We start from the raw sequence: 23,848 nt of genomic DNA on the forward strand, positions 1-23,848 counted from the left end.
GTGATCGCAGCATCGGTGCATCGCGGTGCCTGGCAAACATCCCGAAGCCGACGCGACTCGGCAGCCTGCTTCGGGAACCAGGGGCGCACTCATTCATTGGGCATCCGCCCGGCTGATCAAGCGGTGCTCCGTTTGTCTGGCGGCGTTTGCGTTCCGGTTTCGATGCTGCTGTCTCGGGAGATACGCAAATGCGGTGACCGACGTGCGTCCGCGAAAAGGGCAGCCACGCGTCGCGTGGAATGGGCGCAACTGCGTTGGCTTGTACGGTGCCTTCGTGAGGTGGCTAATGGAAACTCCGTATTCCAAATGTCCTGTCGAGGCATAAGATTCGTGCCTGTAGATACGTGGTCATTTGATCAAGTCAACTTGTCTGCACCGCTGACGTGACTTTGGGTATCTCCTGGTGCAGCGAAATCCCCGCTCCGGGGCATGTGTTTCGCCACCGGGCGCGTCAGCCGCAATACAGGGAAGGATGATCACTTGAATCGGGTTGGCATGTGCATTGCTTTGTAGTCATATGACCAAGTCGTGTGATCTTGTATGTTGACTTGAACGATGAATCTCTCTTGGTGGTGTGGTCAACGACAACGATAGGGAATGCGAATGAGCAATTTGATTGCTGTCTTGGGCCTGGGGGCGATGGGGTCAGCAATTGCCACCTCCCTGATTGCGGATGGCGAGAAGGTCGTCGTCTGGAACAGAAAAGCGGAGAAGGCGCAGCGAGTGCTTGAACTGGGCGCACGCGTTGCCGATAGCGCCACGGCAGCCTGCGATCAGGCAGACGTCATCGTCGTCGTGACGGCGACACCGATTGACCTCGCGGCGGACTTCGAGGCGCTGGGCGAGCGGCTGAAAGGAAAAACGGTGGTCAATCTGGCAACGGGGCGCCCATCCGAGGTCCAGGTACTGGATCAAATCGTGACGGGTGCTGGCGCAAAATTCATCAGCGGAACAATCCAGTGCTTCCCGCCCGATATCGGCCGTGAGAGCGCCGTCATCCTTTTGGGTGGCGACGAGAAGATCTGGAGCGAGGTTGAGCCTCTGCTTCGAAAGATTGCGCCGCAATCCACCTACGTCAGTGCCAGACCCGATGTGCCGAACGTGCTCGATGCAGGGTTGACGGGCACCTTCGTTTTCGGCGCTGGCGCAGCCTTCCTGGAAGGTCTCAGATTCGTGGTGAATTCAGGCATTTCGATCGACGAGATTCGCGACCTGATCCCAACCTATATCGCCGGTCAGACCCACTTCATCGAAGGTCTGTTCGAATCCGTGGCGGCTTCAGACTATCAACCACGAGGCGCAGATCTGGATGTCTACGCGCGGGCCACCGGACTGTTTCAGCAGGCGCAGGAAGATATCGGGCAGCCGCCTCGAATTCTGAAGGCGCTACGCGAGCGAATCCTGGCATCCATTGCAGAAGGCAGTGGTGACCGGGGATACGCCGCACTTTTCAATCATTGACACCTGTTGGAGGAAGCACCATGTCGTTGCAACGCCTTTCAAGCGATAGCACTCCTGAAGATCTTGCGAACGCAGTTCGCCAGGATGGTGGAGCGATCGTCAAGAACTTTCTCGGTTCCGACTTGCTCGCGCAGATCCAGCGGTCGCTCTTTGACACGCTCCAGTCCGCTCCGAACGGAGTAGACGATTACTTTGCAGGTACACAGACACGTCGGGTCTCGCGCCTCTTTGCGCGTACCGACTGGATGGCCGAAGTTGCGTTGCATCCGCTCTATCTGGGCGCGGCGCGCAACATCCTGCAGACGCCGATCAAGATCTGGAGCGGCGAAAACCAGGTCGACATCGCTCCCGATATTCAGGTGGGCGTGACGCAAGCCATTCAGATCCTGCCGGGTCAAGGCCTTCAGCCGTTGCATCGTGACGATTCCGTATGGCTTTGGCGGCACCCGAACTATGGGCGCGAGGCCCGGTTCCAGGTCATGGTGGCGGTATCCGACTTTACGGCGGCAAACGGCGCCACGCTTGTCATCCCGGGTAGCCACAAGTGGGACGACGAGCGCATGCCTAAACAGGAGGAAGCCGTTTCCGCGGAAATGTCCGCCGGCGATGCGCTGTTCTTCATCGGCTCCACCTATCACGGGGGCGGAAAGAACACCAGCGATGCACCGCGCACCGGCCTGACGATGTCGTATGACCTGGCCATCCTCCGGCAGGAAGAAAACCAGTACCTCACGTTGCCCATCGAACGCGTGAAGCGCTATCCGGAAGAGCTGCAGCGCCTGCTCGGCTGGACGTACGGCACGACTTTTGCCGGCTTTGTCGAGCGTAACGGTCAAATGTCGGATCCGAACGACCTGTTGAAAATGAAGGATTTCCTCGAGGTCGGGCATTTCGATTAACGGTCGTGATGGGGGAGTCCGGGCCCGGTTTTCACGCGGAAATCGGGCGACTCCATCACCTGACGGCATCGTAGTCGATCGACGGAATGCAACAGGTCGGTGAACCGCGAGCAATTCTGAAATTGCGATTTTTCGGTTGGATCAAGCAGTCTTCGAAACAGTGTCAGTGCGGATGCGAAAAAGAGGGCAATTCGATGCCTCGTCACGATTTCGCATTCGTGCAAAAGTCAAGGAGTCGATCGTGAGTTACGAAATCAAGGGAATCCGGAAAATCGCCCTGCTTTATACCGGGGCCGTGGTCTGGACGCCCACCTACCTGCTTCCGTTCAACATCGAAGAATCGATGGCCCGGTTCGGACTGTCCGAGAGCACCGCTGGATGGCTTGCGTCTGCGGTACTGCTCTGTCTTGCGCTTTCCATCATCATTTTCAGTCGTCACATGGCGACGTTGAACAAGAGAACGGGGGCGCTCGCTGCGGCAGCGCTTGCCGTTCTGTCGACGTGTGCGATGTTTTCAAATAATTTTTATGTATTCGTCGCTGCGAAGCTGGTTCTCGGCGCCGCCTTGGGCGTCAGCTGCGTTTGCGCGTACGGGGTGATTGCACACGTCAAGCACCCGGAGAAGGTCGCGGCTCAAGTCGCTGTGGCGATGGCCATCATATTTTCCTGTGCGATGTACGTCGTCCCGATCGTGAATGTGGAGATGGGCAATATCGGTGTGGACGCCGTCCAGCTCGCCGTTGTCGTGACGGCGCTGTTCTTCGGCGCATTCATGCATCCCGCCGTCAACGCAAGCGAGGAAGAGGTCGCGAAGGACGCCATCAAATCCAGTGACGTCCGAGGGATTCTGTTCAGCGCATTCTTCATCTACGTGTCGCAGACGGCCCTCATGGGTTTCGCCGCAGAGGTCGCTGCAACCCGGGGTGTTGAAGCGGAGCAACTCGGCATGCTGTTCATGATCAATGCGGCTTTCCAGTTGCCGGTGGGGGTAGCGGTCAACTGGCTGGGCGATCGTTTTGGTCTGTTCAAGCCGATCGCCTTTGGACTCGCGCTGTTGATCGTATGCAGCCTGGGCATGTATTGCGTGGGCGGCAGGTGGGCGTTTCTCGTGTCGACGGCCCTCGTCAGTGCCGGTGCGACGCTGGTTGCCCCTTACATGGTGGGGGCACTTTCACAAATGGATGCCAGCGGACGAAGCACCGCGACCTGTGCGTCGGCAATCAATCTTGGCCTGGCAGTGGGCCCCGCGATTGCCGGCACGGTGTTCAGCGTGGCCGGTCTGCGCGCGGTCGGCTGGCTGTCCGTCGGGTTGCTGGTGGTGCCGATCTTCCTGACCAGCATGGCGATCCGGCAGTTCAAGTCGCGACATTCCGAGGCGGCTATCGCCTGACGCGTGAGGCGACGCGATCAGCTTGCCACGCGAACGCGCCCCGGCCCTTGCGGGTGCCCGGGGCGGCGCCGGCCGCCCGACAAGCCAGTGCGAAACCAATCCATGCCGATAGCGTCTTCTCGCGTCGAGAGGTGATGCACGGATGAGTATTGACGTTGGCAAGCGCGATGGTTACTCAAATTCTTGACGATCATTGGAATGTGTCATGGAACTCAAATTTTATCTTTATTGCCTTGCCGATCTTGCGTTGATAACGACTTCACTCGTCTATGGCGTGAAGCTTCTCAAGCGTCGCAACGGCCTGCTCGGATTCGAGTGGCTGGTGACGACGTTCTCGGCATCGAATTTGATGCTCAATGCGCTGACTGGCGAGCACGCATTTCTCAGTACCTCGCTTTTTTGCGACGCATTTTCCAGAGGTTTCGGCGTACCTGTCATCACTATCGTTGGCATGATGGCTGTTACGCACCGACATAAACCATCGATTTTCACTGACGTCTTGTATGTGGTGGGCGCGCTGGCGGGAACCGTCGTTGTGTGGACGGCAGACTTCATGGTTGAGCCCAAGCCGTATTTCTATCTGGTGATGTGGTCCTTGTTCTCGGTGTATCTCGTGTACGTCGTCGGGAAGCTGCTGCGAATTGGCGACAAGCGCAACGCAGTGAGCGTGATCGTGGCACTGGTCGCCACGCAGATTATTGCGAGCACCTATGACTTCTACCCTATACCTGGTGACCATGATCACATGATCTTCTATATCTTCGCGTTGCTTTCCTGGTCTTACCTGTCCGTCTCGCTGTATTACGCCTATTGCTCGCTGGAGCGCGCGCAGGAAAAAGCAACGAACCTCAATCGACGCTACACCATTGGCAGCCTGGAACGAAATCCGCAGTGATTGCCGCACGGCCAGCGGAATGCCGTTGGATCTTCATGCGGGAAAACGGAGATGGCTACTTCAATCGTGAGCTATCCCGCCGTGGAGGGGGCCATTTGATTGCGAGCAATATCTTGCCACCCACGCCGCGCTCTTACGGGCAGCGTGGGGCGAATTTGGCCTGCAGTCGGTGGAGGTTCTGTTTCCGGTGTCAGGTCTGCGGCCCTTCGGCTGCGGAACGGGACCTCCGCTTCTCTCTCGCCCAGGCATGACAAGCCGGCATCGATCGATTTGCGCTGCGACTGTCTGGTCGATCAGCTTGCGAGCTTGAAGAAACGGACGCGCCGCGATCGAGCTCGGTGGCGTACCCGGTACGGATGTGAAGTTTCAGCACGAACTCGAGCAGTTGCCCAAGCGCGCCGTCCGGCGCGCCGTGGGCGTCGTCGCACGATGCGTGCACACGAGGCCAGCACAGCCGTGATCGAGCGAGAACGCGCTATCGAGATGAGTTGCGCGCGCTCGCCTTCGCTCGGTCACCGGAATGCCTTCGGTCGTCCGATCGCGATGCTGACGTTTCCCGTTCCGCTGGCGTCAACAGACGACGTGAATACGGGTCCGTTGAGAGCGGAACGGGATACGGGTCGGGTTGTATCTAACCCCGGTCCGCGAGCGGCTTCCTGAAACATTCAAACACGGCGGCCAGCTCATGTTGACCGTGGCCCTTGGCGACGGCCTGCTGGAGTCGCGCCAGTACTTCCTGCGGGTAGCTGCTGTCCGTGCCACTTTCCTGGCTGAACGCCACCAGCTGTCCGATACCCGCGGCCCAACTGTCCAGGGTGGCCTGCGACCCGGAGTAATTCCCTTTCTTGATCATCTGTACGCACGTCTGAAGCGTATCCTCGACGAAGGGACGACGCGCCAAGGCAAGTGACAAGTAGGTGTCGAGGGAGATGCCTTCGGCGTTACACACGGCTGCGCCGTAGAGAAACCCGAGCGCGGCCCCCAGGGAGAACGAACCCACAACTGCGCCATCGAGAATGGCGGCATTCTCGAATCGCTCCCCAACGAACAACGCATGTCCACTCAGGTTCGCCAGGGCAGGTCGCAGGGCTTCGAAGGTCGAACGCGAGCCGGCATACAGAATCGATCCGTCCGGCGTGCCGATATCCTTGGGGTAGCAGCCGATGGTGCCGTCCAGGTAAGCCATGCCGTGTTCCTTGGCCCATTCCGCAGCATCTCGTGCGTCCTCCGGTGTGCCCGTCGTGAGCTGGATGATCGTTTTGCCTTTGAGACGGGCCGCGACGTCCGGCGTGCGCAGCAACGAGTCGGACGCGCCATAGTCGAGCACGCAAACGATCACGACCTGACTCGCATCGATCGCCTCCGCGGCTGAGTGTGCGACCTGGGCGCCAACCTCGCCAAGCGCCGCGGACTTGCTCGCCGTGCGGTTCCAGACGGTGACGCGATGATTGGCGGCAAGCAATGCCTTGGCCAGGGCCGCTCCCATTGCGCCGAGACCAATGACGGATATTGCCTGCGCCGTTACGGTATTTGCCATCACAAAACTCCTTCGAATCGCGTATTTGAAACTTCAGAAGAGGACTTGCTTTGCACAGCGAGGAACAGGGGTGCCCGCCGTCGACCGCCACCGATCACATGTGGCAGGAACCTGTCGTTGGCCTGCCTGCTTGCCCGGCAGCCGCGTCGAGATGTGCTCGATCAGCACCCTGCCGTAGTCGGTCTTCCACATCGCATCGGTCGACTCGGCGCCGATGAAGCGTGGTTCGATCGCGTTGGCGGATGCGGTAGATCCTGGATGGTTTCACGCGAGAAGTGCCATCCATCGACGTCGGGCAACGACGGATCAATCCGCGACGAATGCTTTAACCTGCATGGGTTCGAGACGCTGGATGAAGCCACGACGATCATCGAGGCATGGCCCCTGAATGACCTGCCAACGATGGTTATCCTGGCTCTTCTCCCAAAGAAGCAGCACCAGCCGAATTCGCCTTTCAGCTGGTGCCTTGGTCGGATCCGGCTGGATCCGAAATGCTGTAAAGCGCGCTCCAGATCTGGCGCGGAAAACCCGCGCCGATCAAGCGCATCCGGCATTAACGCTGCACGGTGTCCAGAATATCCAGGCGGCTCACTGCAATCGCCTTCTGCTTGATCGCGCCAAATGCCACTTCGGTCGCCTCGAGCGTACGTGCGATGTCGTCGTCGGTGTGGCTCGCCGTGAAGAACATGTTGTGCCACGGGTGGAGATAGGCGCCATTCTTGATGACTTCGGAAGCCCACGCCCGGCCGCGCGACACGAGCTCGTCGTCACCCGCGAAAAGCATCTGGGGCATGACGCTCGGCCCGGTCTGCTTGAGTTCGAAGCCATGCCGCTCGGCTTGCTCGGCGATGCCGGCGCGCAGCTTGTCCGCCAACCGCTTGGTGTGTTCGAGGTAGTCCGTTTCTCGTACCAGGCGCAACGTTTCGATCGCCGCGGCCATCGGCACAGCCGAGAGCCAGTAGGAGCCCGTGACGAAAACGTTCGTCGCAGCCTCTCGTGCCTTGTCCGAACCGAGCACCGCGGCGATCGCGTAGCCGCCGCCGATGGCCTTGCCCCAGCAGCTGAGGTCCGGGTGCACGCCCCAGTCCGACCACGAACAATCACGCGACAGGCGCAGCCCCGTGCGGACCTCATCGACGACCAGAAGCGCTTCCTGCTCGTCCGCGAGGCGACGGCACTCCTTCGCGTATTCGATCGACGGGAAAAACTGATCGTAGAGCACTTCGTGCCGGAACGGCGTAGCGTAGATGGCCGCTACGTCACCGTCGACGCTCTTGATGGCGGCATTGAGGCTCTCGATATCGTTGTACTCGAAGTAGACGATGTGAGCTCTGTCTTCCTTGGTAATCCCCGTCGTATAGGGCACGTTCCACGGGGACGCACCATGGTACGTGCCGCGCGCAACAAGAATCTTCCGCTTCTCGCGATAGGCGCGCGAGATCACCATGGCCATCGACGTGGCGTCCGAGCCGTTCTTGCAGAACATCGCCCAATCGGCATGGCTGACCTGTTGAGTGAGCGCCTCGGCAAGCTGAACCATCACCTCGCTGGGGCCCGTCGCCGTGTCGATCTTCTGCAACTGGAGGGCTGCGGCCTGCTCGATCCGCTCGTTGCCGTAGCCGAACAGATTCGTGCCGTAGCCACACACGTAGTCGATGTACTTGTTGCCGTCGACGTCCCAGAGGTGGGTACCTTTCGCTTTTGCAAAGTACAGCGGGAAATCTTCCGTCAAATACTTGACGCTCTGGTGACCGTACATCCCGCCCGGGATGACCTTTTCGGCTCTTGCGAACCACTCGTTCTTCTTTGCCAGCCTGTCCATGCTCGACTCCTTGTGAAAAATTCGTTCTCGGAACGTCAGACCCGATATCAAGTCTTTTGACTGAGTCATTTGACCACGCGGGCGAACCCAGGAATTTTGAGGAATGCAGCTTCCGATATCCCGCGTTTCGTCGTTGGATCGACGCGCCGTCTAGCCTCGCGTCGCGAATGCAGCCTCGCTGCGTCACGCGCCTGGACGTCTGTCGTCGCTTGATGCGAATTGGTCATTTGACCAAGTCTAGTGTCTACAAATGTCGCCCAGGCTGAAATTGGCGTTTTCCACTAGCCCCGCACAGGAGTGGATCAACGTCGCGCTCGGCATGCCATGGCGATGGGGGAGGCGGCGGGTTGAGCAGCGGCAGTTCGCCGGCGTGTGCTGCGCGGCGGCGACATCTGATCCGGGTAATGGAACTCCCCGCTCAACCTTTCGAGCAGGGATGCAGGGCGGTCAAGGTGGGGATGCGGGCTGGGGAGGGTGGTGGTGCACGTCCGCCAGAAGATTTCGCCGCGGGAGATCGTGGTGCGTACGGACGTGTTCAGACGCACGTGCGCGCATGGCAGGGGCAGACTGATCTACGCAGTTGAACGTATCCGAAGCGCGCGGGCTCGCGCGTCATCGACACATGGATCCACAGACTGTCGGGCCGATTCAAGACCGAAAGCCGTCACCGAAGCGCGAGCAATGCGCTACGCGGATCGTGTTCGACACGACCCGCGTGCAAGGCTGCGCCGGCATTTTCGATTGTTCCAGGTAGGGCCTATTGGGACGAGTCGTAGTGCTCGATGTGGTACAGAACCATGAATCCCGGGCTTAACACCAGAAGGATCCCGGCAACGAGAGAGATTGCGACAATTAAACGCTTCACCATGATCACGCTCCTGAGTTGGATGAGGTGCAATAGAAAGTCGATTCTTGGGGGCCATCCCCGGAACGGCGCGCAATCCCCGCGTTGATCTCCAGATCGCCCTGGGCAACGTCGGACGAAGGAACCCTCTCGCCGTCGCGGTTTGCCACCTCGTCGAGGCGTTGGGCGAGCGGGTGAGCGACCTGGCCGCCGGTCACGATCGCAACGCGATTCGTCAGGTCGATCTTCATGGGATGTCTCGCTGGTGGTGATGCCGTCGTGGCCCGCGCATGTGCATCAGGAAATACGGGGAGGGGGATCACCCCTCCCGGACCGATGCAGGCGTCTGTTCGTGGTTCAGAGGCCGAGGTGCGTGGCGATATCGTCGTAGTCGACTTGCCACAGGCCCGGCGTGCCAGCGGGGTATTGCGAGCGGAAGCCGATGATTCGCTGAACGCGTTTCGACAGGCGTCGCACGGTGTCCATGTCGACGATGAAGGGATACGCTTCCTCCGGAGTCAGGTAGGACGGTTGCATCGGAATCGTGAGCCCGCGCCGGCGCTCGTTCTGCGTCACGTTCGCGCCGCCACCGTGGATCACCTTTCCGCTGAACAGCAACGCGTCGCCGGCATCCATCTCGGCGGCAATGGTCATGTCAGGCGTGCCCTTACTGTCGAAGTAATCCTCGTCCCAGTTCTGGCTTCCCGGAATGATTCGGGTGGCACCGTTTTCCTCGGTGAAGCGCGTCAGGGCAATCATGAGGTTGGTGAACACCGTCGGCCCGTTGATTCCAAGCGCGCACAGGGGCGGAAAATTGCCGACATCGCGATGCAGCATCTGTGCCGTGTTGCCCGGGCCGATGTCGATGACCTGCGCGGTCGAAAGCCACCAATCGCCAGACTCTTCACGGTAGAGCACCTCGCCGAGCTCGTGAAAGAGTTCGTCGTCCAGCACGTCGCCAAAAGTCTTGCTGTGCGTGACCATGTTCGTCAGGCGCTTTGTATAGGTGCCGTGGAATTCCTTGATCAGTTCGTTTTCGTGCGACGACCCTTCGCGAAGCCGCTCGAGCGGAGCATCGACCTCGCGGTTGATGTTCGCGACTTGCTCCTGGGTCAGATAATTCTTGATCCGGACTCCGCCATATTGATTCATGAGCGACACGATTTCTTGTGCGCTGGTCTGCTTCGGGACGGTGGGGAGCGCGCCCTGAATGTTCTGAATATTTGCGTTCATGGTTGCCTCAAAGTTGCGTGGACGGGTAAATCAGACGCGGCGTCACGTTCTGATTCGGGTGGTGATCCAGACACCAAGTAGAATGTTTGACTGAGTCATTTGACTGCATATACCTTCGCTTTCTGCCATACGTTCCTTTCGCGCCAGTTGACGGAACGCGCACGTTGTTCCCGACGTTGTCGCGACCTCCGGGTAGTCCAGTCGCTGTTTCCAGAGGCGACAGACACGGAGCGATTCGCCGGGGTTTCCGGTGATCTGGCGTAATCGTGACGAATCAGGTCAAATGACCAAGTCGTATGATCGAGAAAGTTAACATGGCGTTTTTCGACGGTCGATCATGGTTAACCCGTCGCTTTCGAATGGTGTAGCCGTTGAACGTCGAAGCGTCGTTCCGACGAGCATGCGAAAAATGTGGTCACGCCCTGCGCCGCAAGGCGAGGCGTGGACCAGGAGCGACATCCGTGTCACTGACGCACGCAATTCGACCTGGACAGATGTGTGTTGGCGCGGCTTGGTGGTTCAGGCGACGTCTGCGATTCCCGCAGGGGCGCTGAGTGAGGAGTTGTCGTTTCGTTTGCTCTCGAGACGACAAGATGAGACACGACAACATCTCACTCGGGGCGGGCCTCTGAATGCCTGTATGCGGGGAGGGTAGCCATCCCCGCTGCGGAATGGTTCGGAGATAAACTACGGAGCGCGTCAGCTTTTATAGGAATCCGATGTTTTTATCAATCGAATTCATCCGTTTCATGCGGCTTCAGCGCATGCTCTCGCGCCACCTTTCTTGATACGGCATGCCCTCTCGAAACGAGTGGAAAATCTGCCAATCCGGTTCCGGCCAGAACTCGACAGGAACCCGATTGAGGGAAGCAAGGGCAAGAAAGCGCAGGCCCGGATCGAAGAACGAGTCGCAAATGTTCCCGAAAGCGGGGCAGGTCAAGACTTCTTTTGCTTCTCGAAAGTCACGGGACGCTGCATGAATCTTGTTACCGTCATGCAAACACGTCGGCAACGTATCTGCCATGCTCCCGTTCCATCGTGTCGATCCACTCGCTGGCGCTTTCATCGTTCTCGCCGGTTGTCTCCTGATAAATGCGACCAAGCGTGGCACGTACGGCGGGTGCCATATTCTTTCCGTCCCCGCAGACAAAGACGGTGGCACCTTGCGCAAACAGTGCGGCGATTTTCTCGCGTTCCAGCCAGACTTTGTCTTGAACGAAGCGAGCACCTTCCTCCGGGCGGTTTGAATAAGCCGGCATCACTTCGACCACACCGCATCGTGCCCATTCGTCGAGTTCATCGCGATAGAGAAAGTCAACGTCGGGGTCATCGATCCCGAAGAAGAGCAACGACGTGCCGACGTTCTCCCCCCGCTGTTGCTGTAATGCGCGCTCTTGCAGAAAGCCGCGGAATGGGGCGATACCGGAACCGGCGCAGATGAGAATCATCGGAAGATTGGGTTCGGCTGGTGGCCGAAAACGTGCATTCGATGGCCTGACTGCAACGGACAAGCTGTCCCCCGTGTTGAGTCGCGCGAGGTACGACGACGCTACCCCTTCATGACGACCATTGCCGGAGAGCGCTGGTGCGTCGACCACTGCTACCGTCAGCGTGACATGGTCTGCTTTCCAAAGCGGGGAAGACGAGATCGAGTACTGGCGTGCTTTCAGCGCGGGCAGCATATCGAGGAACTTATCGAGCGACAGATCGACGGAACCGAAGCGTTCGAGCAGATTCATGACGGTTGTCCGCTTTCCCAGAATCTCGCCTTCGAAATCGTCGGCGCTCAGGCGCTCAAGCTCGACCTTCTCGGGTGGGCAACGCGTGGCAGCGGCCAGGCTGGATACTTGTGATCGAGTTGCGGGAACGGCGAGTTCAACATAGCTCGAAAACAGTTCACCGCAACCCATTGCCTGGCCGAGCGGAAGGCGTGGATTGCTTGACGTTCCTTCAATCACCACCTGAGTGTCCCAGCTCACGCGAAACCGGCGCAAGACGCGATCGACGTTGTATTTCGAGTTGCGGGGCAGAACGGCCAGGTAATCTCCCGATCGATAAGTCATCGCTTCCGGAAGTTTCAATTCAATATGCTTTTTGGAGCGGCTGCCAGCCACGCTGATATCAACCAGTTCTCTATTGTCGACGATGGAGGCATGCGCCATGTCGCCGACATTCAGCAATTTTTCACGGGTATTCTCGGCGAAACTTACTTTCAGTGCGGTATCGCCATGATGCACAACCGAGACTTCCCTTCCGGCGCTAGTTGCAAAGCGATTCCACATTTCGGTGTACCAACGGTCAAATTCACCAAAGAAGTCGCCACCGGAATCGAGTTCGCCTCTGAAGTGCACTCGCGTAGCGCCGGCCTTCTCGAGCGCTTCATCGACGCGCTTGGGAATCGCCTGGTATGTCCGTGCCCATTGTTTGTTGCCGCACCCAAGAACCGAAAAATGGACGCCGTCCAGCGCACCCTCGTCCAGTGCTTCGACATACGGGACGAATGATCTGGCGTTGTCTGGCGGCTGTCCTTCGTAGGAAGCGGTGACGATCACGATTGCAGGATGTCCGTCGAGTTTCCCCGCGAAGTCGTCAAGCGGCGCGCACGTGGCGTGGAATCCATGACGGCTCGCGTCGCCTGCAATGCGTCGTGCAAAGGACTCGGCGGAACCGGTGTTTCCCCCGAAGAGGACGAGCATATTCGACACATCGTCGCTGGCAGGGATCGACTGAACCGGAGCGACGCTGGGGCTTTGAGCGCTCGAGCGGGCGTGAGGGGCCGTATCGGGCACTTTAAGCGCACCTCGGGCCCGCGGTTTCACGTTCACCCGGAAACCGGCTGGCTTCAGCGTAAGCGTTTCGGCGACGTCCAGCTCGTAGTCCGGATCTGCGAAAGAGAAATCGAATCGCTGAAGCAGCATGATCAGAACGAGATGGGCCTCCTGCATGGCAAAAGGGCGGCCGATACAGGCACGTGCACCATTGCCGAAGGGCTTCCATGAATTGGGAGGCAGTTGCTCCGCATTCTCCGGGGCAAATCGCTCCGGACGAAACGCCTCGACGTCCTCGCCCCAGACGCTCACATCCCGATGCAACATGGGAGTCAAGATCATGATGATGTCGTCGGGAGAAACGGCATATTTCCCGCCGAACGTGGTGTCGGCGAGCGGTTTCACTGCGAATGCCGGCGCTGTCGGCCAGATTCGCAACGTCTCCATGAGGATTTGTTCGATGTAACGAAGGCGTGCGAGATGCTCGATCCGGGGTGTCTCGCTGCCAACAACCTCGTCGACCATGTTCCGTGCTTTCTGCAGGATGTCCGGGTTTTTGAGGAGGAAATAGGTGGCAAAGGACAGGAGCCCGCTTGTCGTTTCATGTCCGGCGATGAGAAATGTAATCATCTGAAAGACGATGTTCTCGTCATCAAGTTTTTCTCCCGTCACCGGATCGATGCCGTTCAGCATTCGGTCCAACAGGTCCATCGACTCTTCGTTGTCGTGCGGGTTCTTCCGCCGGTCTTCGATCATTTTGGTCGCGAGCGACCGCATGACTTCGATGTCCGCGTCGAACTTTCGACTGCGATTGACCATCAACTTCGAAACAAGTTTTGGTCGCAACTCGCGCTTTCCGGCCTCGCTGAGGGTGTTGACCATGGCATCGACAAACGGATGCTGATCTTCACGGTAGAAGCTGTTGAAACGACAATCAAACGCACAAAGGGCAATCGTGTCGAGCGTCAGTCGAGTCATGTGATCGGACACATCGACCGGCGTCTCCGGGCCGAACCGCTCCCAATGGAGAAACATCTGGTCGGCGATGTCGACCATTTTGTCAAACATCGACCAGATACTGAGCGGGCCGAACGCCTGCATCAGCACACGATGCGCTTTGGCCCAGTTCGGTTCGTCACCGAACGCCGTAAATAACCCGTCCCCGATCGCGGGTCTGAGTTCGAGCAGCGATTGGTGTACACACTTCTGAAATCTGCTTTCGTCACACACTTCATTCACGAGTGTTTGTCCGCTGACAACGTAGTAACCTTGCCCGAACACCTCGAACCAATAGACTGGCCCGTAAGTGCGCGCGAGATCCATCATCTTTGCAAGCGGAGACGGCCCGAGGACCTCCATCAAATGACCGATGACGGGTTTCAGGGGCGGCTGGGGGACGAGGGATGAGGATTTCATTTCAATAGCCTTTCAGAGGTATGTCGGCGCATCGCATCTCAATCTATTGAACGAATGTAAAATAGACAAAACCACGTGTCCAGAGCTTTTTATGCCACCTGATGTAAGCCCTAATCCCGCCGATCCTCGCTTTCAACGGAGTTACGACGCTCTCGTTCGTGCCGCGACCGAACTGCTCGACGAGGCGCCACTGAACAAACTCAGCATTGCTCAACTGGTGCAGCGCGCGGGTGTCGCTCGCCCCACGTTCTATCAACACTTTTCCGATCTCCAGACTGCCGCTCAGCGGGCGGCGTTGGTGAGGCTCGACAACGCTTTCGCATTCGTCGAGGAGCAAGGCAAACTGCTGAACTTGCCGAATGCCACTTTCGTCACGTCGATGGAGGTGGAAACCGCGCTGATTCTCGAGCATCTGTATGAGCACGAGCCTTTCTATCTGACCGTATTCAACGACGCGGCGACATCGGCGTTTTTCGATGAACTGGTGACGTTCGTCGCGGGCCGCATCCTTCCGCCCTATGAAGGTGTTCGCACGGAAGCAGAACAGGATTGCCTGACGGTGCTTGGCGGCGGGTTGGTCTGGACGGCGGTGCACTGGCTTCGCCAGGGCGCCACGCGCGAGACCCCGGCGGCAATGGCAAAGCGAATGGCCACGACTGCGGCGACGATCCTCGACGCTTTTGGTCTTACGCTCGGGTTCGCACAGGCGGATTCAGAGTAGCGGGAGGGGAGGCACGGGAAGTGGGCGGGTTGATCGACATGCGCTGCTCGCGTGCCGAATCGACTTGCACGCGAACTTGCTGCGCAGGAAGGGCATCTTCGGTCGTATCGCTAACCGACAGGTATTGATCCATGCGGATGATCGTGAGTGTCAGTTGGCGCGATCTTTACTTTGAAAAGTAGTTTGCACTGCTTGTTATATGCGCGTTGGCTGAGACGGCTTGTAGCACTGCGTCTACATTCTCTGCAAACGAAATGCGGTGGGGAACGCTTGCGCAGCATGCCATGGCATCACAGCCACTCACACCCACTCCCACCAGCGATCACCGATCACCGCGTCATCGCTTCCGCTCTTTGAGCGTACGTCGTGTTCGTACCGACTGATAAAATCGCCAGCCAAGGGCCGGATCGCAGAGCCATGCCAGTATTGACTTCCGGCCCGCGCGCCGGCCAAAGTTAAATGAAATGTGATCACTCCCCGCCGCGCCGCAAAATTTTGCACAATGGCGGCAGCGCGGCCCGTTGCCGCGATTCACCCCCGGGAACCCGGCCAGCCGGACCGGGGCCGGCCCGAACCGATACCCGACCTCGGCACCGACGTGCCACCGCCCGCCGCCATGGACCAACCGAAACGCATCCTGATCGTCGAGGACGATGCTGACATCGCCGACGTGCTGAGCCTGCACCTGCGCGACGAGCGCTATGAGGTCGTGCACAGCGCGGACGGTGCTGAGGGGTTGCGCCTGCTCGAACAGGGCGGCTGGGATGCGCTGATCCTCGACCTGATGCTGCCGGGCGTCGACGGCCTCGAAATCTGCCGGCGCGCGCGTGCGATGACGCGCTACACGCCGATCATCATCACGAGCGCACGCTCGAGCGAGGTGCACCGGATCCTCGGCCTCGAGCTCGGTGCCGACGACTATCTGGCCAAGCCGTTCTCGGTGCTGGAGCTCGTCGCGCGCGTGAAGGCGCTGCTGCGGCGGGTCGACGCGCTCGCGCGCGATTCGCGGATCGACGCGGGCACGCTCGACGTCGCGGGGCTGGCGATCGACCCGATCGCGCGCGAAGCGAGCGTGGACGGCGCGCGCATCGATCTCACGCCACGCGAATTCGACCTGCTGTATTTCTTCGCGCGGCACCCGGGCAAGGTGTTCTCGCGAATGGATCTGCTCAATGCCGTGTGGGGCTACCAGCACGAAGGCTACGAACACACGGTCAACACCCATATCAACCGGCTGCGCGCGAAGATCGAAGCCGATCCGGCCGAGCCCGTGCGGATCCTCACCGTGTGGGGCCGCGGCTACAAGCTCGCCGCGCCGGGCCAGCGGGACGCATGATGAAGCTCACGCTCACCCAGCGGCTGTCGCTCGTGTTCTCCGTGCTGCTGCTCGCCTGCTCGGGCGCGTCTGCGTGGCTGCAGATCCGTGCGAACGACATGCGCGAGCAGGAGGTCGTGCAGGGGCTGTCGCGCGACCTGGCCGCCAATATCGTCGACAGCGTGACCCACAGCGCACCGCTGATGGACGCGAACGGGCTGCGCCCGGACGCCGTGCGCACGTTGTTCGGCCAGTTGATGGGCGTGAACCCGAGTGTCGAGGTCTATCTGCTCGACAACGCGGGGCGCATCAAGGGCGACGATGCGCCGCCCGGCCACGTGAAGCGCGACCGCGTCGATCTCGCGCCCGTGCAGCGCTTCATCGCGGGCGAGCCGCTGCCGATCCTCGGCGACGACCCGCGCAGCCCCGATGCGCGCAAGGTGTTCAGCGCCGCGCCGCTGCAGCGCGCGGGGCAGCCGCCGTCGGGCTACATCTACGTGGTGCTGCTCGGCGAGGCGCACGACCGGCTGGCCGCGCGCGTCGACGCGGGCAACGTGCTGCGCACGACGCTGTGGTCGATGGCGCTGGTCGCGCTGCTCGGCCTGCTCGCGGGCCTCACCGCGTTCAGCTTCATCACGCGCCCGCTGCGCCGGCTGACGGACGCGATGCGCCGCTTCGACGCGAACGGCACGCCCGACACACAGCCGCCGGTGCCGCGTTCGCGGCCGGGCCGGCGCGGCGACGATATCGTCGTGCTCGAATCCGCGTTCGCGCAGATGGCCGACCGGATCGGTGACCAGTGGCGCGCACTGACGCACCAGGACCAGCAACGGCGCGAACTGATCACGAACATCTCGCACGACCTGCGCACGCCGCTGACGTCGCTGCACGGCTACCTGGAGACGCTGTCGCTGAAGGCCGACACGCTCGCCGAGACCGAACGGCGGCGTTACCTGTCGATCGCGCTCGCGCAGAGCGCGAAGGTCGGCCGGCTCGCGCAGGCGCTGTTCGAGCTCGCGCGGCTCGAATCGGGTGGCGTGCAGGCCGAACGCGAGCCGTTCTCGCTCGTCGATCTCGTGCAGGACGTGTTCCAGAAGTTCGAACTGACCGCGCAGGCGCGTGGCGTCGCGCTGCATGCGCGGATCCCGCCGCGGGTGCCGGTCGTGTCGGCCGATCTCGGGATGATCGAGCGCGTGCTGACCAACCTGCTCGACAACGCGCTGCGGCACACGCCTGCGCACGGCGAGGTCGAGGTCGCGCTGGAGCCGCGCGGCGACCGCGTGGTCGTGACCGTGGCCGATACCGGGGAAGGGATTCCGGCGGCGCGGCGCGAAGGGCTGTTCCAGCGGCCGCAGCGGCCGATGAGCGGCGGTGCGGTGACGAGCGGCGGGCTCGGGCTGCTGATCGTGCACCGGATGCTGGCGCTCAATGGCAGCAGTATCCGGCTGGTCGACCAGGCCGGGCGGGGGGCGGTGTTCGAGTTCGCGCTGGCGGTGGCCACGCCTGCGGCCGGCGACGGACGCTGAGCGCCGCCAACGCCCGTGCTCAACCGCCGCGCTTGCGCCGCACGTCGCTCGGCGTCATGCCGGTCCAGCGCTTGAACGCGTGGCGAAACCCCACGGCGTCGCTGAAGCCGAGCGTCAAGGCGATGTCCTCGGTGCTGAGCGTGGTCGTGCTGAGGTAGTCGATCGCGAGTGCCTTGCGCACGCTCGCCAGCAGCTCGCTGTACGACGTGCCTTCGGCTTCGAGCTTGCGGCGCAGCGTGCGCGATGTAATGCACAGGACCGCCGCGATCGCGTCGATGTCCGGAAACTGCCCGGGCGTGCGCGTGAGTTCCTGGTACACGCGCCGCGTGACGCCGGCCTGGCTGCGCAATTCATCGAGCAGGCTCGCGCAATGCGACGACACCTGCGCGGCGGTAATCGGATTCGCGAGCTGCGGCGCGCGCGTGAGCCACGCGGCCGGGTAGCTGAGCACGTGATGCGGCTGGTCGAAGGCGATCGGGCATTCGAGCGCATCGGCCAGCAGCGCCGCGTGTGCCGGCTGCGGTTGCGCGAACTGCGCACGCGCCGGCACGCACCACGCGCCCATCACGTCCTTGATGATCGTCACGTGCAACGCGAACTGCATGTCGATCAGGAAACGGTACAGCGGCTCGTCGAGATCGGGCAGCGCGACTTCGTGCCGGTCGGGAAACAGCCACGACGCGGTATCGCCCTGTTCGACCCAGCGGATCGCGAGCATGCCGTTCGCGAGCCGGTGATATTTGACGGCCGATTCGAATGCGTGCGCGAGCGATTCCGAACACAGCATCGCGTAGCCGTACATTCCGTAGCTCGACACGTGCAGCCGGTGGCCGACGCGCACGCCGAGATCGGTGCCGTCGTAGCGGCCGATTGCATTGCGCGCGGCCGTGAGGAACTGCAGCGGCGACGTGAGCGTGAACGGGTCCGCGACGGCGGCCGGCGTGAGGCCGGTACCGTCGAGCACCGCGGCCGGGTCGATGCCGGCTTGCGCCGCCACGTCGAGCAGCACGGCCAGCTTGGCCGGCGTGAAGCGCTGCTCGCGCAACGCGTGGGCCGGCTCGACGTCCGGCAGCCGGGCTGCGCGGGCGGTCGTCGGGTTCAAGAGCGCACTGCGCGGCATGGGAGAGTCCTGCGTCCGAATCGATATCGTTTACGGCACGCAATTCTGCTCGGGATCGGTCCCATGCGCTACAGGGTTCACCCTGATACGCGCACCGGCGCCACCCGACGTGGCCGGTTCCGACCGTCGCCAACCGGCTTCCGCCGGCCTCAACCCGCCTTAACCCGCCTCAAACCGCTTCAACCGGCCTGGAACACGCCGGCCTGCCATGCGAACGGCTTCGCGAGCCGGTTCCACGTGTTGATCTGCGCGACGATCAGCGTGAGCGTGGCCAGTTCGTCTCGATCGAAATGCGCGCGCGTCGCGTCGACGAGTTCGTCGCCGATCGCGTGCTCGCTGATCAGCGTCAGCGCTTCCGCCCAGCGCAGCGCGGCCTGTTCTTTCGGGGTGTAGAGATCGGGCGTTTCGTGCCATACGGGCAGCAGGTGGTAGCGCAGCGGATCTTCGCCCGCGTGGATGCCTTCCTTGATGTGGCGGTCGAGACAGTAGGCGCAGCCATTGAGCTGCGACACGCGTGCGCGCACCAGTTCCACCAGCTTGAAATCGTGGCCGGTGTTGTTCGCATATTCCTCGACGTTGAGCACGACGTCGAGCAGCCGGGCGGGGAGTTGTCCAAACGAGATGCGTTCTGGCATGGCGACTGACCTTTGAAAGCGTTGTTGTATGTCGTGTTCCGGTTCGGCGTGCTGCCGAGATCGAAGTCGTATGAAAAGCAATCCTGATTATCTGGCGACGGGAGCGACCGGCAAGAAAAGGCACGATGCACGCATGACCCGTGGTGCGGATGCTGCGGCTCCGTGGGTGGCGGCGCGCGGCACGTTCGGCCGTGGCGAACCGGAAGCGAAGCGATCGTATCAGGTGCGACCGGCGACCGGAATCGCCGGATCCCGTATGTCGTTCATGCCGCTCGGGCGATAGTCGATGCGCGCAAGCGATCAGCCCCGACCGTCCGGATGCGTGCGAAGAATCGCATCGGCGAACTCGACGAACCCGCTGCCGCCCGGGCCTTGCGTGATCCATCGCGGCAACGCAGGCAATTGCTGCAGATACTCGACCACGGTGCTCATGCCGGCCGTGTGCGTGAAGTAGCCGAACATCGGCGCGTCGTTGGTGGAATCGCCGGAATACGCCACGCAATCGCGTGCCGAGCCGGCGTCGGCGCCGAACGTGTCCGACAGCACGCGCAGCGACATCGACAGCTTGTCGTACCCGCCGACCCATCCGATGATCCACAGGTTGTTGATGGTCGCGTCCGCGCCGGCCTCGATCAGTGCATCGCGTATCCGGTCGTCCTGGTCGGTGCCGGTGCGCGCATACGCGAGCGACGTCAGCCTGAAGTCCTGGTCGTCCGCGTGGCGGGCGGCGGGTACGGCCGTCTCGACCTGCCGCGCGATGCGCCTGAGCGTGTCGCGCGCGCCGGCGAGCGCATCGTCCGCATGCCAGTAACGGCGTTCGACGCCGTGCCCGTCCGCGCTGCGCCGGATGAAGAGCCCGCCGTTCTCCGCGATCACGCCGTCGACCGGCCACATGCGCGCCATCTGGTCGCACCAGCCCGCCGGCGCGGCGGTCACCGGGATCACGCGGATGCCGCTCGCCTGCAGGCGTTCGAGCGCCGAATAGGTGCGTGCGGACAGGCGGCCTCGATGGGTCAGGGTCTCGTCCATGTCGGTCAGCAGGAAGCGGACGGACGAGAAGGTGTCGGCGGGGGCCAGGGCAAGCGGCTGCATGGTCTCGACAGCGGAATGACGATCGTCGATTATGAAGAAGGGCGCGAGGCCGTGCCACGCCGCTTGCTGCTTAGCAATTCACACCGGGGAATAAGCGGCTGCCGGCGTCGGCAGGCGAAGTTGTCTGGACAAGTGCGAACCCCCGCGTGTCCGTTTCGATCATCTTTTCGGCCGCCCGGATCATTTTCAAAGCGCGCCGCGCGGGCGATAGTCGCCGGTCAGGCGATGGTCCGCGCTTCTCCGGCGTGCAGGCCGTCGCGCGAACGGCGCGCGGCTGGCGCGCCGTCCCCCGTGGAGTGAGACATGACGAAGAGACACTGGACCGGGTCGTATGGCTCGATCCCCGCCGAGATCGATCCCGATCGCTTTCCTTCCGTAAGCGCGCTGCTGGACAACGCGATGCGCCAGTTCGCCGATCTCCCGGCGTTCCACTCGTATGGCCGCACGCTCACCTATGCGGACGTCGATCGCCTGTCGACCGCGCTGGCCGCCTATCTGCAGCAGGTCGTGGGCGTCCGCAAGGGCGATCGCGTGGCCGTGATGCTGCCGAACGTGCTCGCGTTCCCGGTCGCGTTCATCGCCGTCGCGAAGATCGGCGCGATCCAGGTCAACGTGAACCCGCTCTACACGGCGCGCGAGCTCGAGCATCAGCTCAACGACGCGGGCGTCGAGGTCGCCGTGGTGTGCGGCGGATCGATGGGCACGTTCGCCGAGGTGGTCGGCGGCACGCGTGTGCGCACCGTGCTGAGCGTCGGGCGCGGCGATCTCGGCGTCGTCGATGCGCCGGCCGGTACATGCGACGCGCTGTCGCCCGGTTCGGTCCCGCTCGCGGACGCCATTGCTGCCGGGGAATCGCTCGCGTTCGAACCGGTCGCGCTCGGCGGCGCGGATCTGCTGCTGCTGCAGTACACGGGCGGCACGACCGGCCTGTCGAAGGGCGCCGCGCTGTCGCACCGCAACCTCGTCGCGAACATCGAGCAGTTCGGCGCGATCGTGCCGGCCGCGCGCGAGCCGGGCGAGGAGGTCATCGTCACGGCGATCCCGCTGTATCACATCTTCGCGCTGACGGTGAACTTCCTGTCCTACTTCGCGATCGGCGCGCAGAACTGGCTGGTCGCGAACCCGCGCAACATGGACGGCTTCATCGACGTGCTGAAGACCGCGCGGCCGACAGTGTTCGTCGGCGTGAACACGCTGTACGCGGGGCTCGCCGGCCATCCGCGCCTGACGGACGTCGACTGGTCGCGGCTGAAGCTGTCGGCCGGCGGCGGCGCGGCCGTGATCGACGTGATCTCGTCGCGCTGGAAGGCGGTGACGGGCAACTTCATCCGCGAGGGTTACGGGCTGTCGGAAACGTCGCCGGTCGTGTCGTTCAACCCGCAGTCGATCGACTCGTTCACGGGCACCACGGGCCTGCCGCTGCCGTCGACCGACGTGAAGCTGCTCGACGACCAGGACAACGAGGTGGCGATCGGCGGCGCGGGCGAGATCTGCGTGAAGGGGCCGCAGGTGATGGGCGGCTACTGGCAGAAACCGGACGCGAATGCGGCAGCGTTCACGGCCGACGGCTACTTCCGCACTGGCGACGTCGGCGTGTTCGACGAAGCCGGTTTCCTGCGGATCGTCGACCGCAAGAAGGACATGATCATCGTGTCGGGCTTCAACGTGTACCCGAACGAAGTGGAAGCCGTCGCCACCGCGGTGCCGGGCGTCGCCGAGTGCGCGTGCATCGGCGTGCCGGACGCGCGCACGGGCGAGGCCGTCAAGCTGTTCGTGGTGCTGGCGGAGGACGCGTATGTGACGGAGGAGCAGCTCGTCGCGCATTGCCGCGCGAGCCTCGCGGCCTACAAGGTGCCGAAGCTCATTCGCTTCGTCGACCGGCTGCCGAAGTCGACCGTCGGCAAGATCCTGCGCCGGGAACTCAGCCGCACCGACTGATGGCGTCGGCGCGCCACGCAGCGCCTGGCGCGCCGAGGGCCCGGAAGGCTCCGCGCGGGCCGCTCAAGTACAATGCGAGCGGTTCGATCGACGGAGACGCGATGACCGGTTCAGATTCACTTTCCGCCCAGCCCGGGCTCGCGCCCGGGCGGGCACTGCCGTCGCCGAGCGCGACGGTGCCGATCTCGCTCGTCAACGGCTTCCTCGCGAGCGCGGGCGTGCAGCGCGACGTGGTCGAGCGCTACCTGCGCGGGGCCGGCATTCCGATCGAGCTGCTCGGCGAACCGCATGCGCGCGTGACGGAGGAGCAGTTCTCGACGCTGTACCGCACGCTCGCGATCGACCTCGACGACGAGATGCCCGGCATCTTCTCGCGCCCGCTGCGCGGCGGCACGCTGAAGTACCTGTGCCTGAGCCTGCTCGATGCGCGCAACCTCGAAACGGCGCTGCATCGTTTCGGGCAATTCTTCCATATCCTGCTCGACGATTTTTTCCTCGAATCGAAGCGCGACGGTCTCGTCGCGCAGGCGGTGCTGCGTCCGAACGACGCCATTGGCCCGATCGGCGCGCTCGGCCAGGAGCTGATGCTCAAGCTCGTGCACGGCGTGTGCTCCTGGCTGATCGGGCAGAAGATTCCGCTGCTGCAGATCGAGTTCGCGTGCCCGCGGCCGCGCCATGCGGTCGATCACCTGTACTTCTTCACCGGCGCCGTGCAGTTCGACTGCGAGCGCACGCTGATGCGCTTCAGCGCGGACTACCTCGACGCGCCGATCCGGCAGAGCAAGCGCAACCTGCGCAAGTTCCTCGCGCGCGCACCCGGCGACTGGATCTTCGAATCGTTCAGCGAACAGCTCGTGTGCCATCGCGTGCGGCAGTATCTGTCGGAAGCGTTGCCCGACCTGCCGGTGATCGACCACGCGGCCGAGCACCTGCATTGCTCGGTGCGCACGCTGAGTCGCCACCTGGCCGCCGAAGGGACGACGTTCCAGGTGCTCAAGGACGAACTGCGGCGCGACATCGCGATCCAGCGGCTGACCGATACGCCCGACACGATCGCGGCGATCGGCGCCGACATCGGTTTCGACGATCCGAGCGCGTTCCATCGCGCGTTCCGGCACTGGACGGGGAGCACGCCGGGTACTTACCGGCGGCGCGCGTAACGGGTCGCGCCAAGCGTCAAGGTAGCCGGTTCCCATAACCGGATACCTTCGCGCGCTCCCATGGACGGCTCCCCTG

The 23,848-nt window shown here is 62.2% G+C and carries 19 protein-coding genes; 10 read left to right on the plus strand and 9 right to left on the minus strand.

Annotated elements, in window-relative coordinates:
• Positions 1–603 precede the first annotated feature (603 nt).
• The 4 genes from LGN19_RS29690 (at position 604) to LGN19_RS29705 (ending at position 4,645) form a co-directional block, all read left to right on the plus strand.
• Complete coding sequence (locus tag LGN19_RS29690) at positions 604–1,461, plus strand: NAD(P)-dependent oxidoreductase (RefSeq protein ID WP_226218704.1); 858 nt, start codon at positions 604–606, stop codon at positions 1,459–1,461.
• 20 nt (positions 1,462–1,481) lie between these two features.
• Positions 1,482–2,360 carry a phytanoyl-CoA dioxygenase family protein gene (locus LGN19_RS29695; RefSeq protein WP_174938107.1) on the plus strand — a complete coding sequence of 293 codons (879 nt, stop codon included), beginning with the start codon at positions 1,482–1,484 and terminating at the stop codon, positions 2,358–2,360.
• Between the two features lie 241 nt (positions 2,361–2,601).
• On the plus strand, positions 2,602–3,750 hold the full coding sequence (locus tag LGN19_RS29700; RefSeq protein WP_226218705.1) for an MFS transporter: 1,149 nt from the start codon (positions 2,602–2,604) through the stop codon (positions 3,748–3,750).
• Positions 3,751–3,955: 205 nt separating this feature from the next.
• Positions 3,956–4,645, plus strand: coding sequence for a hypothetical protein (locus LGN19_RS29705; protein WP_226218706.1), 690 nt, complete (start codon positions 3,956–3,958; stop codon positions 4,643–4,645).
• A gap of 631 nt (positions 4,646–5,276) precedes the next feature.
• Here LGN19_RS29705 and LGN19_RS29710 read toward each other — a convergent pair.
• The 6 genes from LGN19_RS29710 to LGN19_RS29735 all read right to left on the minus strand — a co-directional run bounded on the left by LGN19_RS29710 (position 5,277) and on the right by LGN19_RS29735 (position 14,265).
• Entirely contained in the window at positions 5,277–6,182 is a 906-nt protein-coding gene (locus LGN19_RS29710) for an NAD(P)-dependent oxidoreductase (protein ID WP_226218707.1), read from the minus strand.
• A gap of 553 nt (positions 6,183–6,735) precedes the next feature.
• On the minus strand, positions 6,736–8,004 hold the full coding sequence (locus LGN19_RS29715) for an aminotransferase class III-fold pyridoxal phosphate-dependent enzyme (protein WP_226218708.1): 1,269 nt from the start codon (positions 8,002–8,004) through the stop codon (positions 6,736–6,738).
• Between the two features lie 870 nt (positions 8,005–8,874).
• Entirely contained in the window at positions 8,875–9,099 is a 225-nt protein-coding gene (locus tag LGN19_RS29720; RefSeq protein WP_122950397.1) for a hypothetical protein, read from the minus strand.
• A gap of 106 nt (positions 9,100–9,205) precedes the next feature.
• Positions 9,206–10,081 carry a phytanoyl-CoA dioxygenase family protein gene (locus LGN19_RS29725; protein WP_226218709.1) on the minus strand — a complete coding sequence of 292 codons (876 nt, stop codon included), beginning with the start codon at positions 10,079–10,081 and terminating at the stop codon, positions 9,206–9,208.
• 757 nt (positions 10,082–10,838) lie between these two features.
• Entirely contained in the window at positions 10,839–11,105 is a 267-nt protein-coding gene (locus LGN19_RS29730) for a hypothetical protein (protein WP_226218710.1), read from the minus strand.
• Positions 11,074–14,265 carry a cytochrome P450 gene (locus LGN19_RS29735; RefSeq protein ID WP_226218711.1) on the minus strand — a complete coding sequence of 1,064 codons (3,192 nt, stop codon included), beginning with the start codon at positions 14,263–14,265 and terminating at the stop codon, positions 11,074–11,076. The genes LGN19_RS29730 and LGN19_RS29735 overlap by 32 nt, the downstream gene beginning before the upstream one ends.
• A gap of 91 nt (positions 14,266–14,356) precedes the next feature.
• On the opposite strand from LGN19_RS29735, the gene LGN19_RS29740 reads away from it, so the two are divergent.
• The 3 genes from LGN19_RS29740 to LGN19_RS29750 all read left to right on the plus strand — a co-directional run bounded on the left by LGN19_RS29740 (position 14,357) and on the right by LGN19_RS29750 (position 17,827).
• Positions 14,357–14,986, plus strand: a complete 630-nt coding sequence (locus tag LGN19_RS29740; RefSeq protein WP_226218713.1) for a TetR/AcrR family transcriptional regulator — start codon at positions 14,357–14,359, stop codon at positions 14,984–14,986.
• A 616-nt stretch (positions 14,987–15,602) separates the two neighbouring features.
• Positions 15,603–16,322 (plus strand): response regulator transcription factor, encoded by a 720-nt coding sequence (locus tag LGN19_RS29745; protein ID WP_039353478.1) that lies wholly within the window; start codon positions 15,603–15,605, stop codon positions 16,320–16,322.
• Positions 16,322–17,827: a sensor histidine kinase gene (locus tag LGN19_RS29750; RefSeq protein WP_226218715.1), complete on the plus strand. Its 1,506-nt coding sequence runs from the start codon at positions 16,322–16,324 to the stop codon at positions 17,825–17,827. Before LGN19_RS29745 ends, LGN19_RS29750 begins: the two co-directional genes overlap by 1 nt.
• A gap of 19 nt (positions 17,828–17,846) precedes the next feature.
• On the opposite strand, the gene LGN19_RS29755 is transcribed toward LGN19_RS29750, so the two are convergent.
• Together LGN19_RS29755 and LGN19_RS29760 are read right to left on the minus strand one after the other, a co-directional pair.
• Entirely contained in the window at positions 17,847–18,947 is a 1,101-nt protein-coding gene (locus LGN19_RS29755; protein WP_122950401.1) for an AraC family transcriptional regulator, read from the minus strand.
• A 179-nt stretch (positions 18,948–19,126) separates the two neighbouring features.
• Positions 19,127–19,582: a carboxymuconolactone decarboxylase family protein gene (locus LGN19_RS29760; RefSeq protein WP_122950402.1), complete on the minus strand. Its 456-nt coding sequence runs from the start codon at positions 19,580–19,582 to the stop codon at positions 19,127–19,129.
• Positions 19,583–19,652: 70 nt separating this feature from the next.
• Here LGN19_RS29760 and LGN19_RS29765 point away from each other — a divergent pair, with 70 nt between their 5' ends.
• Positions 19,653–19,865: a hypothetical protein gene (locus tag LGN19_RS29765; protein ID WP_226218716.1), complete on the plus strand. Its 213-nt coding sequence runs from the start codon at positions 19,653–19,655 to the stop codon at positions 19,863–19,865.
• A gap of 17 nt (positions 19,866–19,882) precedes the next feature.
• Here the strand turns inward: LGN19_RS29765 and LGN19_RS29770 are convergent, their stop codons facing one another.
• On the minus strand, positions 19,883–20,674 hold the full coding sequence (locus LGN19_RS29770; RefSeq protein ID WP_226218718.1) for an HAD-IIB family hydrolase: 792 nt from the start codon (positions 20,672–20,674) through the stop codon (positions 19,883–19,885).
• Positions 20,675–20,977: 303 nt separating this feature from the next.
• On the opposite strand from LGN19_RS29770, the gene LGN19_RS29775 reads away from it, so the two are divergent.
• Together LGN19_RS29775 and LGN19_RS29780 are read left to right on the plus strand one after the other, a co-directional pair.
• The gene (locus LGN19_RS29775) at positions 20,978–22,612 is read left to right on the plus strand and encodes an AMP-binding protein (protein WP_226218720.1); all 1,635 of its coding nucleotides are present in this window, start codon (positions 20,978–20,980) and stop codon (positions 22,610–22,612) included.
• The gene (locus LGN19_RS29780) at positions 22,612–23,772 is read left to right on the plus strand and encodes an AraC family transcriptional regulator (RefSeq protein ID WP_226218721.1); all 1,161 of its coding nucleotides are present in this window, start codon (positions 22,612–22,614) and stop codon (positions 23,770–23,772) included. The genes LGN19_RS29775 and LGN19_RS29780 overlap by 1 nt, the downstream gene beginning before the upstream one ends.
• Positions 23,773–23,848: the final 76 nt, after the last annotated feature.

It is taken from the genome of Burkholderia sp. AU30198 (assembly GCF_020419825.1).
Classification (GTDB): Bacteria; Pseudomonadota; Gammaproteobacteria; order Burkholderiales; family Burkholderiaceae; genus Burkholderia.